This is a genomic window from Kaistia granuli DSM 23481, assembly GCF_000380505.1.
GTDB lineage: Bacteria > Pseudomonadota > Alphaproteobacteria > Rhizobiales > Kaistiaceae > Kaistia > Kaistia granuli.
This window is the reverse complement of record NZ_AQYH01000010.1, coordinates 417,382-432,408: the sequence shown is the minus strand read 5'-3', so window position 1 is coordinate 432,408 and position 15,027 is coordinate 417,382. Positions and strand designations below refer to the sequence as shown.

Genomic DNA, 15,027 nt, shown 5'->3' with positions numbered 1-15,027 from the left:
CGTTGCCACCCCCACCTCAGACCGGCTCGTCGGCGTAATCGGCGTAGCCCTTGGCCTCGAGCTCGAGCGCGAGCTCCGGACCGCCAGTGCGAACGATGCGGCCGGCCGACATCACATGCACCTTGTCGGGAACGATGTGGTCGAGCAGGCGCTGGTAGTGGGTGATGACGAGCATCGAACGACCCGGCGAGCGGAGCGCGTTGACGCCTTCGGAAACGACGCGCAGCGCGTCGATGTCGAGACCGGAATCGGTCTCGTCGAGGATCGCCAGCTTCGGCTCGAGCAGCGCCATCTGCAGGATCTCGTTCCGCTTCTTCTCGCCGCCGGAGAAACCGACATTGAGCGGACGGCGGAGCATTTCCTGGCTGACATTCAGCTTTTCCGAGGCGACCTTCACGCGACGCATGAAGTCCGGCGTGGTCAGCTCGGCCTCGCCGCGCGCCTTGCGCTGGGCGTTGAGGGCTGCCTTCAGGAAGGTCATGGTGGCGACGCCGGGGATCTCCAGCGGATACTGGAAGGCGAGGAACACGCCGGCGCTAGCACGCTCTTCTGCCGGCATCTCGACGATATCGTTGCCGTCGAACAGGATCTCGCCCTCGGTGACGTCATAGCCGTCGCGGCCCGACAGCACATAGGACAGCGTCGACTTGCCGGAGCCGTTCGGCCCCATGATCGCATGGACTTCACCGGTCGGGACGACCAGATCGACGCCGCGCAGGATCTCCTTGCCGTCGATGGAGGCGTGGAGGTTCTTGATCTCGAGCATAGTGTTGTTCCGTTCAATTCTGGCTTCTTGACCCTCCCGGGGGGAGGTCGAAAACGCCGTGGCGTCTTCGGGTCAGGGTTCAAGCGGAAAGGCCGCGACCCTTCCCGAAGCGCCTCAGGCGCCTCGCCCCTCCCCGCATCGGGGAGGGTTCAACAGCGGGGTTTAGCCGACCGACCCTTCGAGGCTGATCGAGATCAGCTTCTGGGCCTCGACCGCGAATTCCATCGGCAATTGCTGGATGACGTCCTTGACGAAGCCGTTGACGATCAGTGCCACGGCCTCCTCGGACGACAGTCCGCGCTGGAGACAATAGAACAGCTGGTCATCGGCGATCTTGGACGTCGTCGCCTCATGCTCGAAGACGGCGCTGGCATTCTTCGACTCGATGTAAGGCACGGTATGCGCGCCGCACTTGTCGCCGATCAGCAGGCTGTCGCAATTGGTGAAATTGCGCGCGCCGGACGCCTTGCGGTGCGCCGAGACGAGGCCGCGATAGGTGTTGTCGGAGCGGCCCGCCGCGATGCCCTTCGAGATGATCCGGCTCTTCGTGTTCTTGCCGAGATGGATCATCTTGGTGCCGCTATCGACCTGCTGATAGCCGTTCGACACCGCGATCGAATAGAACTCGCCCTGGCTGTCGTCGCCGCGCAGGATGCAGGACGGGTACTTCCAGGTGATCGCCGAGCCCGTCTCGACCTGCGTCCACGAGATCTTCGAACGGTCGCCACGGCAATCGCCGCGCTTGGTCACGAAGTTGTAGATGCCGCCCTTGCCGTCCTTGTCGCCGGGATACCAGTTCTGAACCGTCGAGTACTTGATCTCGGCGTCTTCCAGGGCCACCAGCTCGACGACCGCCGCATGCAGCTGGTTCTCGTCGCGCATCGGCGCCGTGCAACCCTCGAGATAGGAGACGTGCGCGCCCTTCTCGGCGATGATCAGCGTGCGCTCAAACTGGCCGGTGTTCCGCTCGTTGATGCGGAAATAGGTCGACAGCTCCATCGGGCAACGAACGCCCTCCGGGATGTAGACGAACGAACCGTCCGAGAAGACAGCCGAATTCAGCGTCGCGTAGTAATTGTCGGTCACCGGAACGACGGAGCCGAGATACTTCTTCACGATCTCCGGATGTTCGCGGATCGCCTCGGAAATGGCGCAGAAAATCACGCCAGCCTTCTTCAGCTCTTCCTTGAACGTCGTAACGACCGAGACCGAATCGAACACCGCATCGACGGCGACCCGGCGATCGCTGGCGCCCTCGACGCCGGCCAGGATCTCGCGCTCGCGCAGCGGAATGCCCAGCTTCTCGTACATCGCCAACAGCTCGGGATCGACCTCGTCGAGCGACTTCGGGCCCGGGGTGCTCTTCGGCGCCGAGTAGTAATAGAGCTCGTCGAAATCGATCTTCGGATACTGGACGCGCGACCAGGTCGGCTCGGTCATGGTCAGCCAGCGCCGATAGGCATCCAGGCGCCATTCGAGCATCCACTCCGGCTCGTTCTTCTTGGCAGAGATAAAGCGGACGATATCCTCCGAAAGGCCCTTGGGGGCGCGATCGGACTCGATATCGGTCACGAAACCGTACTTGTACTGATCGACATCGATCTGGCGAACCTGATCGACCGTCTCTTGAACTGCAACCATTGCCTACTCCATCCACAGCGGTTTCAAGGACCGCGTGTTGAGTGCGTTGTCATGCGGCGCGGATCTCGCCCGGCGCGAGCCGTCTCATGACACGTCCCCATACCTCCGTAAATCTACGTATGTCGGTTTCGGCGGTTTCCCATCCGAAACTGACGCGGATCGCGGATTTCGCCTGCGCTTCCGGCACCTTCATGGCCTTCATCACATGCGAAACACCGACTTTTCCCGAAGAACAGGCCGATCCGGCTGAAACCGCGACCCCTTCGAGATCGAGCGCGATCACCAGCGTTTCCGCCGAGAGACCCTGGACGCCGAGGGACAGCGTCTGCGGGAGCCGCTCGGCGCCCCCGCTCAATAGAACGGCCGGAGCGACCTCTGCTGCGATCTGGTCGCGCCAGAGGGTCCACTCGGCCTGCCGGTCGAGATCGGCGCGGGCGCGATCCGCCGCGACACCAAACCCGACGATCGCCGCCACGTTCTGCGTGCCGGCGCGGCTGTACTTCTCCTGGCCGCCGCCGACGAGAAGCGGCAACGGCGCGACGAGATCGCCGCCCAGCACGATGGCGCCCGCCCCTTGCGGGCCGCCGAGCTTGTGGGCGGAAAGGGTGAGGATATCGACACCGAGCGCCGCGACATCGACCGCGATCCGGCCAGCGGCCTGGATCGCATCGGTATGCACAAGCGCGCCGAACGGGCGCGCGATGGCGGCGATCTCGGCGACGGGCTGGATCGTGCCGGTCTCGTTGTTGGCGAGCATCACCGAGACGAGCGCGCGCTTGCCTTCGGACGCAACCGCTTCGAGCTGCCCCCTGAGATCGTCGAGGTCGAGACGGCCCTCGCCGTCGACCGCGACCTGGCGGATCCTTCCGGCGCCAAAGCGGCCGCCGGCCAGCACCGAAGGATGCTCGGTCGCACCGACCAGCACGACGTCGATCGCGACTTCGCCGGCACCGACGCGCATCCTGGGCGACAAGGCCGTGACATTGGCCTCGGTGCCGCCGGACGTGAAGATCACCCTAGCCGGATCGGCACCGACAAGCGCCGCGACCTGGCGGCGCGCCGTCTCGATCCGGGCGCGGGCCGCGCGGCCCTCGCCATGCACGGAAGAGGCATTGCCGGTCGCCGCCAACGCATCGATCATCGCCGCGCGCACTTCGGGACGAAGCGGCGCACCGGCATTGTAATCGAGGTAGATACGCGGCGCGGCCACGGCTTGAAGTCTCCACTCGCGAGGCGGATGTCGCATTATGCTTGAAATCCGGACCCCGCCTCATGCTACAAGGCCCGCTACATGGCAGGATCGAGATCCCAAGCCAATTTCGAATAATTCTAATGTGTTCTAGAAACCCTGAGCCTCAGAGTCAAGTTACGAATTGACCCTGATATAGGTCGCCCTGGGGATTCTGAACAGATCGAAAGGTCCGAGGCTAAAAATGCCCGAGGTTATCTTCACCGGTCCCGCCGGCCGCATCGAAGGTCGGTTCCAGCCGTCCAAGGAAAAGAACGGCCCGATCGCCATCATCCTTCATCCGCATCCGCAGTTCGGCGGCACGATGAACAACGCGATCACCTACCAGCTGTTCTACATGTTCGCGAAGCGCGGCTTCGCGGTGCTCCGCTTCAATTTCCGCGGCGTCGGCCGCAGCCAGGGCGAGTTCGACCATGGCGAGGGCGAGCTGTCGGATGCGGCGTCGGCGCTCGACTGGGTGCAGACCATCCATCCCGACGCGCGCGCCTGCTGGGTCGCCGGCTTCTCGTTCGGCTCGTGGATCGGCATGCAGCTCTTGATGCGTCGTCCGGAGATCGAAGGCTTCATCTCGATCGCGCCGCAGGCGAACCTCTATGACTTCTCGTTCCTGGCGCCCTGCCCGTCCTCCGGCCTGATCGTGCATGGCGACCAGGACAAGGTCGCGCCGCCCAAGGACGTGCAGACGCTGGTCGACAAGCTGAAGACGCAGAAGGGCATCGTCGTCGAGCAGACGATCATGCCGGGCGCCAACCACTTCTTCGAAGGCCAGGTCGAGCCGCTGATCGATATCTGCGGCAACTATGTCGACAAGCGCCTCGCCATGCTGAGCGCCGCCTGATCTTTTGCGGCGCGGCAGCGAAGGCTTCCGAGCGGCCCGGGCGACCTCGCCCGGGCCGTTTTTTTTGCAGCCCGACCGAACCGACAAAAAAGGGCCCCGCCGAAGCGGAGCCCTCCCCCCGTCATCCCGAATGCACCGCCAGCCCGACGGCAAGCACGAAGCCGCTCAAACGCCCGAACCGCCTCTCCGCTCGCGCCAGCTGCGATATTCGCTCGCAGTAGACGGATCGCGATCAGAACTTGTAGCTGAGGCCGACCGTGACGGAGGTCTGGTCCCAGCTCGCGTCGACCGGCCCCTCGAGCAGCTGGTAGGTCTTGCTGCCGAAATCGGTGTAGCGGAGTTCGGCGCGGGCGATCCAGTTCGGCGAGAAGGCATATTCGGCGCCGGCGCCGATCGTCCAGCCGACATGGGTATTGCTGTCGTCGGAGCTGAAATTGCCTGGCGCGTCGAAATTGTAGCCACTCGACGTCAATTTGCCGTCGGCAAACGCGATGCCGCCCGTTGCATAGACGAGGAAATTGTCGAAGGCGTAGCCGGCGCGCAGCCGGGCGGAAGCCTGCCACTGACTCTTCAGTTCAAGATTGCCCTCGATATCTCCGAAACCCGGCACGAAGCCAGCATAGCCCTCGCTGCCCTTGATGTTGGTGTAGTCGATGTCACCCTCGACGCCGAAGACGAACTGGTCCATCTGCCAGTTGTAGCCGCCATGCACGCCGCCAATGAAGCCGTCGACATTGAAGCTGTCGGCAGGCAACGGCGCGTCATCGAACAGGATGCTCTGGTTGTCGTCCTGATCGCCCCAGGCATAGCCGGCATGGACGCCGGCATAAAAGCCGGCCCAGTTGAACACGGCGGGAGCCACCACGACGGGCTCCGGCACCAGATCCGCCGCCTGCGCGGCCCCAAGACCCAGCGCCAGGACGGACGCCGCGGTTGCAGTCACCAGTAAGCATTTCATCATGAGCCCCTTCAATCAGACAGTCCACTCAACAGAATGCAAGATTGCCACCCAGCCGATGCAATATAGCACGCCAATCACCAACCGACTGTTGCAGAGTCGACGCGCGCAATCCGATTTCAGCGATGCCTCATCCACATATTGTCAAAACCGAGCAGCAAGATCTGTCGAACAGCTGAAGTCAGAAGGGAACCATACTTATCTAACGCATCGGAAGCCGAGCTCGAATTCACTCGGCTCCGGCACTTACCGCGCAGCGCGCCGCCCGCTGCGGGACCCTTTTGAGGATTTCCCTGTCCTGCCGACCAGATCGGCTGGTATCGGCGGCATCAACCGGGATGCCGGATCCGACTGTGGCGCCGACAACCGCCCATTTCGCCAATGTTGCGGCTCAGAAATCCGGGGCCGGATCGAGGCACCAGCTCGGCGCAACGAAGCAACGCGGCCGCGAAAGCAAAAAAGGCCCCGCCACGGCGGGGCCTCAACTCAATTCGAAGCGATCAGAACTTGTAGTTCAGACCGGCCTTGAGGGTGTGGAAGGCGGTGTCCGTCTCGAACTGGCCATACGCGTAGTCACCGCCATCCGCCGTGATGCTGCCGAGATCGACGTAGAGATATTCGGTCTTGAGCGTGATGTTCTTGGTTATGCCGTACTCGACGCCGGCACCGATGGTCCAGCCCCATTTGGTCTCGGATTCCGAGAAGCTTTCCGTGTATCCGTCCCATTCTACAGACGTGCCGGACAGCTTGACCTTGCCGTAGGCCGCGCCGCCTGTTCCGTAGACCATGAGATTGTCCCAGGCGTAGCCAAGCCGGCCGCGAAGCGTGCCGAACCAGTCGATCTTCGCCTCGATACTGTCCGACCCGTCAAATTCGCCATTCCAGGTATAGGTCTCGCTGTGCTCGGCCTTTATGCCAGACGCCGCGATGTCAGCCTCGGCGCCCACCACCCAGTTCGGGGCGAACTGGTAGTTGTAGCCGACCTGGGCGCCGCCAAAGGCTCCGAAGGCATTGTCGCTTAGGTCGTAGCCAAATCCGGAGAGCGCGCGGGCGAACTGCGGCAGCGGACGCTCATACTCGCGAAACTGTGTATCGAAATCCCCACCGCCAATGCCGCCATGGACGCCGATATAGAAGCCGGTCCAGTTGAAGACCTCCGGCGCGACCGGCGCCGGCTCGTAGGTCAAATCGGCCGCCTGGGCGCCGACAACGCTGAGCGCCAGAACCGAAGTGAACGTGGCTGTATGAAGCAGGAATTTCATCGGGAATCCCCCAGGTTCAGAAACGCATTGCTGACGACTAGCGCGATGACGGCAATCGCCGATGAGCACAACCTATCCGATTACCGCGCCTCCTGGCTGTTGCCGAACTGCATCATTCGCGCAAAAGTGACGCAAGGGAATTCAGCATTTAACTCCGTTGATTAGCAGCTATCCTTAGTAAATAGCTCACAAGTATTTGTCATAAAATGGATTATAACCACAGCATGACATATCCGCCGGCCTCAAATCTCTTAACCTCCGCTTGCGCCACCAGTTCCTGGCAAGGTCGCGACGACGGCCAGATCGACGAGTATCGAGATCGGAGCCCTGGAATTTGGCTCTGATTGCCGACTGGACGACGACCGGTGCGTCATATTTCGCGAATCACTTGCGTCGGAAAGATCGGCATGAGGCCGGGAACGAGCGGCCCATCCTACCGCGCGACGCACGCCGCAGAGGGGATCGCGGCCGGGCTTCGGCAAGCCAAGACGAAATGCAGGAATCAGCCCCATCCAGCCGCCGGCACAGCCGTTCGGACAGGATCACCCGGTGAGATGGCGGCCGGATCGAGGTCAGGATGCTGGCGCCGAAGGTGTCGCTGCCGGGATGGCGGCCGCTGACCGATGCCGCACGGCACCAGCCGGCGCGACCCGAGGAGCGCGGCAAACAAAAAAGGCCCCGCCGAAGCGGGGCCTTTCCTTCTTTCAAAGTCATCAGAACTTGTAGTTCAGACCAGCCTTGAGCGTATGGAAGGCGGTATCGAGGCTGATCGTGCCGTCATCAAAGAAGGGACCATCATCCGAAACCGTGTAATCCGCACTGCCCAGGTCAACATAGAGATACTCGGCCTTCAGCGTGACATTCTTGGTGATCGCATATTCGACACCAGCGCCGGCGGTCCAGCCCCACTGCGTGTCGGAAGCCGAGAATGCCCCGTCGTAGGAGCCGAAGTCATCGCCCTGATCAAAGGAAGTCTTCACGCTGCCATAGGCGGCGCCACCTGTGCCGTAGAACAGAACGTTATCCATGGCATAGCCGAGACGGCCGCGGATGGTGCCGAACCACTCCACTTCGGTGCTCTGCCGTGCATAGTCACCGTCGTCGTTTGTCTCAACAATGTCGTGCTTGGCTTCAATATTGGCCAGCGCGAGATCAGCCTCGGCGCCCACGACCCAATTGGGGGCAAACTGGTAATTGTAGCCAATCTGTGCGCCACCAAAGAAGCCGAAAGCATTATCCTGCTGGCTCCAGTTGTCCCAGCCCGGCGCCCAATCATCCTTGAACGAGCTGTCGAACTCGCCGCCGCCGAGACCGCCATGGACACCGATATAGAGGCCGGTCCAGCTGAACACTTCCGGCGCGACCGGCGCCGGCTCGTAGGTCAGATCGGCCGCCTGGGCGCCGACGACGCCAAGCGCCAGAACCGACGCCATCGTAGCAGTACGAAGCAGGTATTTCATCGGGTAGCCCCCAGGTTCAGAACAATGCCGCTGGCGACTAACGCGATGACGGTAGCCGCCGATGTGCACAACCTATCCGATCGGCCAGGGAGATGTCTGTTGCACAACTGCACCACTCGGTTGCAATTGACGCAAGGGAAGAATCAGTAATCTTCGTCGATTAGCCGTATTCCTTACTAGATTTCGCCCAACTATCTGGCTGGAATAAGATCTTGATCGAAGCAACCATCTGCAGCCCGCTGCGGCGGGCGACACCTCCGGTTGCGGCCCCCCGCTCACCGGCCCGTCAATCGCCGCTACTCAAGAGATTGCTCCTATTTCGCCATGAATTTCGGACGTTTGGGGCGACGCGGAAAGCAGGTTCGCGCGCAATATCGCGAATCAGATGACCGGGGCAGATGAGGATCCAAGACCGGCCCCAGTTCGGCGCGCCCCCATTCAAGGCAGTACAGCGCTCGCGCCTCGAAGGACCGCTTGCCGCGGTCCGTGCAGGCGCGGGACCGGGGGACGCCGCACGAGCCCGGACAATGAAAAGGCCCCGCCGAAGCGGGGCCCTCTCGCCTGGCTGCGCGTCGATCAGAACTTGTAGTTCAGACCGAACTTCACCGTGTGGAACGCGGCGTCGACACTGGTATCGCCGACCGCATCGACAACGACATTGTAGCCGTTCAAGTCCACGCTTCCGAGATCGACATACAGATACTCGGTCTTCAGCGTGATGTTCGGCGTGATGGCGTATTCGACACCGGCGCCGATCGTCCAGCCCCACTGCGTATCGGAAACATCGAAATCGAGATCCGGTGCGTCGCTGAAATGAGCCTTGGCCTTCAGATTGCCATAGGCAGCACCACCGGTTCCGTAGAGCAGCAGTTCATCCCAGGCATAGCCCAACCGACCGCGGATGGTGCCGAACCAGTCGACCTTGGCTTCAATGCTCTGGTCGAAACCGGGCTCGTTGTAGTCAAACGAGGCCTTGATGCCGGATGCCGCGATGTCGGTCTCGGCACCCACCACCCAGTTCGGTGCGAACTGATAGTTATAGCCGATCTGGGCGCCGCCAAAGGCGCCGAAGGCGGTATCGCTCCAGTTCGCCGAGAAGTCGGGATTGCTGAAGTTGCTGTCGACATCCGCACCGCCGACGCCACCATGGACACCGACGTAGAACCCGGTCCAGTTGAAGGGGGCGGGAGCGACCGGAACCGGCTCATAGGTCAGATCGGCGGCATGGGCGCCGACGACACCGAGCGCCAGTACCGAAGCCATCGTTGCACTGCGAAGCATGAATTTCATCTGGAGCTCCTTCGCTCGGACTAAGTTCCTGATGATCGACGAAGAGAGCCGGGGGGCGGGGGAAGTCGATCACCAATGCAACGACTTTACCGCACAGAATACCCATTGACTGTTGCAGAACGGCATCAGAGGAAATGCAACCTAACGCAGCGTCATATATGCATTGATGCAGTTGATAAGCACCCCGGCTTATCAACCGGCTGCCAAGCGGTTGAAGAATATAGCGGACCTCTGAGGCTCGCTGCGCCGCACGCTGCGGAACGCTCCGGATATAATTCTGTCCGAAAACCTTCGCCCGGCGGCCGAAACCAGCCAAAAGTGCCGATTTCTCAACCGTGAATTGGTGCTCGCCTGGTCCAAAGCGAGATGTAGCCGATCGCTGCGATGCAGGGCGAAGCGGCATCGCAGGCCGGCACGGCGAATCGCTCGCAACCGGCGGAGAGATGGTCAACGGAAAACGCGTCGCGGGCCCGACGCCCCGCCCCAAACGACAATGGCGGCCGGCGCTGTCGCGCGAACCGCCATTCGATTGCCTCGTCGATCGAAAGCCGCTACAGGGCGCCGGCCTTGCTCGGCGCCTCGGCCCGGCTCGCCGCCTTCGGCTTCGCTCCAGTCAGCCTGGCGATCTCCGCCACGACCTGCTGATGCAGGACCCGGTTCTTGTCGATGTCGAAATGCGAGAGCGTCGCCTTGATGTCGTCGCGCTTGCGGACGTCGGAATTGACGACCCGCTTGCCGGCGCCGGGCGGCACGTCGAGCGCCGAGCTCCAGCCATTGTTCGACTGATAGAGATTGAGATAGCGCCGCACGCCGGGCGCCACCGGGCCTGCGGTGGTGGGATCGAAGGTGACGACCAGATCGACCGGCACGCCATCGCGCGCCAGCTGCTGCGCCATCACCAGCACGGCATTGGCGCCGAGCGAATGGCCGACCAGCACGATCGGCCGGGTCCGCTTCGGATCCGCCTTGTACTTCGCCGTGATGTCGGCGGCGACACGCGGCCAATTGGCGTGGTTGAGCACCTTGTTGGCGATGCCGCGCTCGTTCAGCTCCTTCGCCATGTCGTCCATGCCGAGCGAGAAGACGTTGGCGAGACCGCGGAAGAGATAGATCTGCGGATCGCGCGCGGCCTTGGCCGGCGGCTTGGCCTCCTGCTGGCGGGCCTTGGGCGGAGCCGCCTCCGCCACCGACGCGAGCGGCACGGCAAGCGTCGCGCTGGCCATCAGCAGAAAGCAGAACTTCGACAGGCGGCTTGGCATGCGGATCTCCCCGAAAGCGGAATTCAAAACAATGGTTGCCGAAGCAAAGGCGATTCGTCCAATCACCCTTGCCGAAGCACCGGCTCGACGAGGACGCCGCCCGGCATGGGATAGGGAACGCCCGTCGTCTCCGGCAGGCTGAGCGGCAGGCCGGCGACGCTGCGGGCGGCGAGATAGGCGAAGGCCTGCGCCTCCAGGAAATCGCCCGACCAGCCGAGCGCGTCGGCGGGCCGCACGGTGGCGCCGCTCGCCTCGGCGAGATGCCGCAGGATGGCGGGATTATGAGCGCCGCCGCCGCAGACGATGATCTCACCGGCGCCGCCGGCAAGCGCCACGGCGCGGGCGATCGTCTCGGCCGTGAAGGCGGCGAGCGTCGCCGCCGCGTCGGCGGTCGAGAGCCTCGCCACCGGCGCGCGCGAAAAGGCGTCGCGGTCGAGCGATTTCGGCGGCGGAAGACTGAACCAGGGATCGTCCATCATCTCGGCCAGCGACTGCTGGTGCACGGTTCCCGACGAGGACAGCGCGCCGTCGACATCCATGCTCGCGCCGGTCCGCTCGCGCACCAAATCATCGATCAGCGCATTGCCGGGGCCGGTGTCGAAGGCGACGATCGAGCCGTCGGCGCCGATCCGCGTGAGATTGCCGACGCCGCCGATATTGACGACGGCGACGTCGCCCTCAAGGCCGGCGGCGCGCGCGAGCGCGGCATGGAAGATCGGCACCAGCGGCGCCCCCTGCCCGCCCGCCGCGACGTCGGCGGCGCGGAAATCATAGACGACCGGCAGGCCGAGCCGGCGCGACAGCGCTTCGCCGTCGCCGATCTGGATCGTCAGCCGGCGCGCCGGCGCATGGAAGACGGTCTGGCCGTGGAAGCCGACCAGGGTGACGCGGGGCGCGTCGACATCCTGGCGCGCCAGCAGCCCCTCGACCGCCTCGGCATGCGCCACGGTGACGATCTGCTCCGCCTCGGCCAGCACGCCGGGGCGCGCATCGCGCCGATCCAGATGGACGGCGGCGGCGAGGGCTGCGCGCAGCACGGCGCGCTCCTCGTCCCGATAGGGCCGGAAATAGGTCGGACCGAAGGCCTCGACCTCCTCGCCATCGGTGGCGATCAGCGCCGCGTCGACGCCATCCATGGACGTTCCACTCATGAGGCCGACAACGACCGTTCTGCGCATTGGTTCCCCCTTGGGAGCGTGTCCAACCCGGGATAGCCGCAAGCGCGCCGACGGCAAAGAGCAGATCGGCAACAGTCCGGCCGTTTCGTTCGCGCCGCCAATCCGCCGCGTGACAAACGCCTCCGGCTGATCTATATGCGCTGTCATGACTTTCGCCGCCGCCACCTATGCTTGGTATTTTAGCTATCCGCTGCCGTTGGCGGAGGTAGGGGTGCGCGCGGTCTAAAAAACCGCAAAATGTCCCGAAGCCGCCAGACACCTGGCGGCTTTTTTTATGCCGCCGGGTGGGTCAAATCATAAGGAACCCACACCGTGTTGATGACAGACGACCTCCGCATTCGAGATTTGAAGGAACTGAGCACGCCCGAGCAGGTTATGCGGGAATTCCCGCGCACCGAGACGGCGTCCGAGACGGTCGCCGCCTCGCGAAGCTCCGTGCACAACATCCTCCAGGGCACCGACGACCGCCTCGCCGTCGTCATCGGCCCCTGCTCGATCCATGATCCCCTCGCCGCCATGGACTACGCCCGCCGTCTCGCCGAGATCCGGCCCTACCTGGCCGACCGGCTCGAGATCATCATGCGGGTCTATTTCGAGAAGCCGCGCACCACGGTCGGCTGGAAGGGTCTGATCAACGATCCGGATCTCGACGGCAGCTTCGAGATCGACAAGGGCCTGCGGATCGCCCGCAATCTCCTGCTCGACATCAACGATCTCGGCATGCCGGCCGGCTCCGAGTTCCTCGACATGACGACGCCGCAATATTTCGCCGATCTGGTCAGCTGGGGCGCCATCGGCGCGCGCACGACCGAGAGCCAGGTGCATCGCGAGTTGGCGTCCGGCCTGTCCTGCGCCGTCGGCTTCAAGAACGGCACGGACGGCAACGTCAAGATCGCGCTCGACGCGGTGCTCTCCGCGTCGCAGCCGCACCATTTCCTGGCCGTGACCAAGACCGGCCGCTCGGCGATCGCCACCACGGCCGGCAACGAGGATTGCCACATCATCCTGCGCGGCGGCAAGACGACCAATTATGACGCCGCCAGCGTCGAGGAAGCCGCCAAGGCGTCCGAGAAGGCCGGCATCGTGCCGCGCATCATGATCGACGCCAGCCACGCCAACTCGTCGAAGAAGGCGGAAAACCAGCCGATCGTCGTCGAGGACATCGCCCGTCAGGTCGAGGGTGGCGACACCCGCATCATGGGCGTGATGGTCGAGAGCAATCTCGTCGCCGGCCGGCAGGATCTCGTCGAGGGCCAGCCGCTCGTCTACGGCCAGAGCATCACCGACGGCTGCATCGACTGGGACACCTCGGTCGACGTGCTCGAGCGGCTCGCCGCCGCCGTGGAAGCCCGCCGCGCCGCGGTCCGCCGCGCCGCCTGAAATCCGGGAACGCTTCCTCGTCACCGGACGGTGAAGCGTTCCCGATCCCGGCGTCGCACTCGGCAGGCCGAGCGCCGCGAAATGTCACTTTCTCCGCGAACCTTCACCTTCGAGGTGAAATTTCCCGTTCCGGCTGCTAGAAAGCGGCCCAAATCCAAAAACATTGTCCAAAGGTCCGGCCGTCATGAGCGCCTTCAAGTCCGAGTTGATGCAGATCCTGACCGAGCGTGGCTTCGTCCACCAGTGCTCGGATAGCGAGGGACTGGACAGCCATTTCGCGGCGGCGCCCGTCACCGGCTATATCGGCTTCGACGCGACGGCCTCCAGCCTGCATGTCGGCCACCTCGTCTCCATCATGATCCTGCACTGGATGCAGAAGACCGGCCATCGCCCGGTCGCCCTGATGGGTGGCGGCACCACCCGCATCGGCGACCCCTCCTTCAAGGACGAGGCGCGCAAGCTGCTGACCGACGAGGTAATCGCGGAAAACCTCGCCAGCATTCGCGGCACCTTCAGCAAATACCTCGATTTTGACGGCGCCCAGCCGGCGATCATGGCGAACAACGCCGACTGGCTGAACGGCCTGCACTACATCGACTTCCTGCGCGATGTCGGCCGCCATTTCTCGGTCAACCGGATGCTGTCCTTCGATTCGGTGAAGCTGCGCCTCGACCGCGAGCAGTCGCTGTCCTTCCTCGAATTCAACTACATGATCCTGCAGGCCTACGACTTCGTGGAGCTGAACCAGCGCCATGGCGTCACGCTGCAGATGGGCGGCTCCGACCAGTGGGGCAACATCGTCAACGGCATCGAGCTCGGCCACCGCATGCTCGACAAGCAGTTCTACGCGCTGACGACGCCGCTGCTCACCACCTCTTCCGGCGCCAAGATGGGCAAAACGGCGAACGGCGCCGTCTGGCTCAACGCCGACATGCTCGGCTCCTACGAGTTCTGGCAGTTCTGGCGCAACACCGAGGATGGCGACGTCGAGCGCTTCCTGAAACTGTTCACCGTGCTGCCGCTCGACGAGATCCGACGCATCGCTGCCCTTGGCGGTTCCGAGATCAATGAGGGGAAGAAGATCCTCGCCACCGAGGTGACGGCGCTGGCGCATGGCCGCGCCGCAGCCGAGGAAGCGGCGGAGACGGCGCGACGCACCTTCGAGGAAGGCGCGCTGGCCGAGAACCTGCCGACGATCGAGGTCCCGGCCTCCGATTTCGCCAACGGGCTCGGCGTGCTGTCGCTGTTCGTGCAGGCAGGCCTCGTTGCCTCGAATGGCGAGGCGCGGCGCCAGATCAAGGGCGGCGGCCTCCGGGTCAACGACCAGGCGGTGACCGACGAGAAGGTTCTGGTCGGCCCGGACGCGCTGACCGCCGAAGGCGTGGTCAAGATCTCGCTCGGCCGCAAGAAGCACGTCCTGGTGCGCCCGGTCTGATCCGGACGGAATAGCTGGAATAAACGTAGCAGCGCAGGCACCTGCGCCGCTTCTTTCATATCTGGAGTCAGGTTCTGTGGCCGAGTAGCCCCCCTTCTCCCTCCCCCTTGGGAGGGTCGGGGTGGGGGTACCGGCGCCGGCCTGGCGGTTCGATTCACAGGCCTGCCTGAAATACCGAGGTGCCCCCCTCCCTGACCCTCCCCACAAGCGGGAGGGAATGCATTCATCCCGCGAAGCTCCCCAATCGACGCCCGAGCCAATACAGAAAAAGGCGGCGCAGTTGCCTGCGCCGCCTTTGGCATTCCGGAAGC

General features: G+C 63.7%; 12 protein-coding genes. 3 read left to right on the top strand and 9 right to left on the bottom strand.

The window, feature by feature from the left end; translation table 11 throughout:
* Window positions 1-16: 16 nt before the first annotated feature.
* From sufC to G342_RS0117125, 3 genes are all read right to left on the bottom strand, one after another.
* Window positions 17-766, bottom strand: coding sequence for a Fe-S cluster assembly ATPase SufC (gene sufC, locus G342_RS0117135; RefSeq protein ID WP_018184398.1), 750 nt, complete (start codon window positions 764-766; stop codon window positions 17-19).
* Window positions 767-928: 162 nt separating this feature from the next.
* Entirely contained in the window at window positions 929-2,407 is a 1,479-nt protein-coding gene (gene sufB, locus G342_RS0117130; RefSeq protein WP_018184397.1) for a Fe-S cluster assembly protein SufB, read from the bottom strand.
* A 49-nt stretch (window positions 2,408-2,456) separates the two neighbouring features.
* A complete protein-coding gene (locus G342_RS0117125) occupies window positions 2,457-3,617 on the bottom strand; it encodes a cysteine desulfurase family protein (RefSeq protein ID WP_018184396.1) in 1,161 nt (386 codons plus the stop codon).
* Window positions 3,618-3,840: 223 nt separating this feature from the next.
* Between G342_RS0117125 and G342_RS0117120 the strand changes: the two genes are divergently transcribed.
* A complete protein-coding gene (locus G342_RS0117120) occupies window positions 3,841-4,494 on the top strand; it encodes an alpha/beta hydrolase (RefSeq protein ID WP_018184395.1) in 654 nt (217 codons plus the stop codon).
* Window positions 4,495-4,726: 232 nt separating this feature from the next.
* On the opposite strand, the gene G342_RS24475 is transcribed toward G342_RS0117120, so the two are convergent.
* From G342_RS24475 to G342_RS0117090, 6 genes are all read right to left on the bottom strand, one after another.
* Window positions 4,727-5,455 carry an outer membrane protein gene (locus G342_RS24475; RefSeq protein ID WP_018184394.1) on the bottom strand — a complete coding sequence of 243 codons (729 nt, stop codon included), beginning with the start codon at window positions 5,453-5,455 and terminating at the stop codon, window positions 4,727-4,729.
* Between the two features lie 497 nt (window positions 5,456-5,952).
* Complete coding sequence (locus G342_RS0117110) at window positions 5,953-6,714, bottom strand: outer membrane protein (RefSeq protein WP_018184393.1); 762 nt, start codon at window positions 6,712-6,714, stop codon at window positions 5,953-5,955.
* 713 nt (window positions 6,715-7,427) lie between these two features.
* On the bottom strand, window positions 7,428-8,174 hold the full coding sequence (locus G342_RS0117105; protein WP_026304546.1) for an outer membrane protein: 747 nt from the start codon (window positions 8,172-8,174) through the stop codon (window positions 7,428-7,430).
* A 576-nt stretch (window positions 8,175-8,750) separates the two neighbouring features.
* Complete coding sequence (locus G342_RS0117100; RefSeq protein WP_018184391.1) at window positions 8,751-9,464, bottom strand: outer membrane protein; 714 nt, start codon at window positions 9,462-9,464, stop codon at window positions 8,751-8,753.
* A gap of 551 nt (window positions 9,465-10,015) precedes the next feature.
* Window positions 10,016-10,723 (bottom strand): alpha/beta hydrolase family protein, encoded by a 708-nt coding sequence (locus G342_RS0117095; protein ID WP_040879034.1) that lies wholly within the window; start codon window positions 10,721-10,723, stop codon window positions 10,016-10,018.
* A 62-nt stretch (window positions 10,724-10,785) separates the two neighbouring features.
* Complete coding sequence (locus G342_RS0117090) at window positions 10,786-11,901, bottom strand: anhydro-N-acetylmuramic acid kinase (RefSeq protein WP_026304545.1); 1,116 nt, start codon at window positions 11,899-11,901, stop codon at window positions 10,786-10,788.
* Window positions 11,902-12,219: 318 nt separating this feature from the next.
* Between G342_RS0117090 and G342_RS0117085 the strand changes: the two genes are divergently transcribed.
* The gene (locus G342_RS0117085; protein ID WP_018184388.1) at window positions 12,220-13,281 is read left to right on the top strand and encodes a 3-deoxy-7-phosphoheptulonate synthase; all 1,062 of its coding nucleotides are present in this window, start codon (window positions 12,220-12,222) and stop codon (window positions 13,279-13,281) included.
* Window positions 13,282-13,465: 184 nt separating this feature from the next.
* A complete protein-coding gene (gene tyrS / locus G342_RS0117080) occupies window positions 13,466-14,716 on the top strand; it encodes a tyrosine--tRNA ligase (protein WP_026304544.1) in 1,251 nt (416 codons plus the stop codon).
* Window positions 14,717-15,027: the final 311 nt, after the last annotated feature.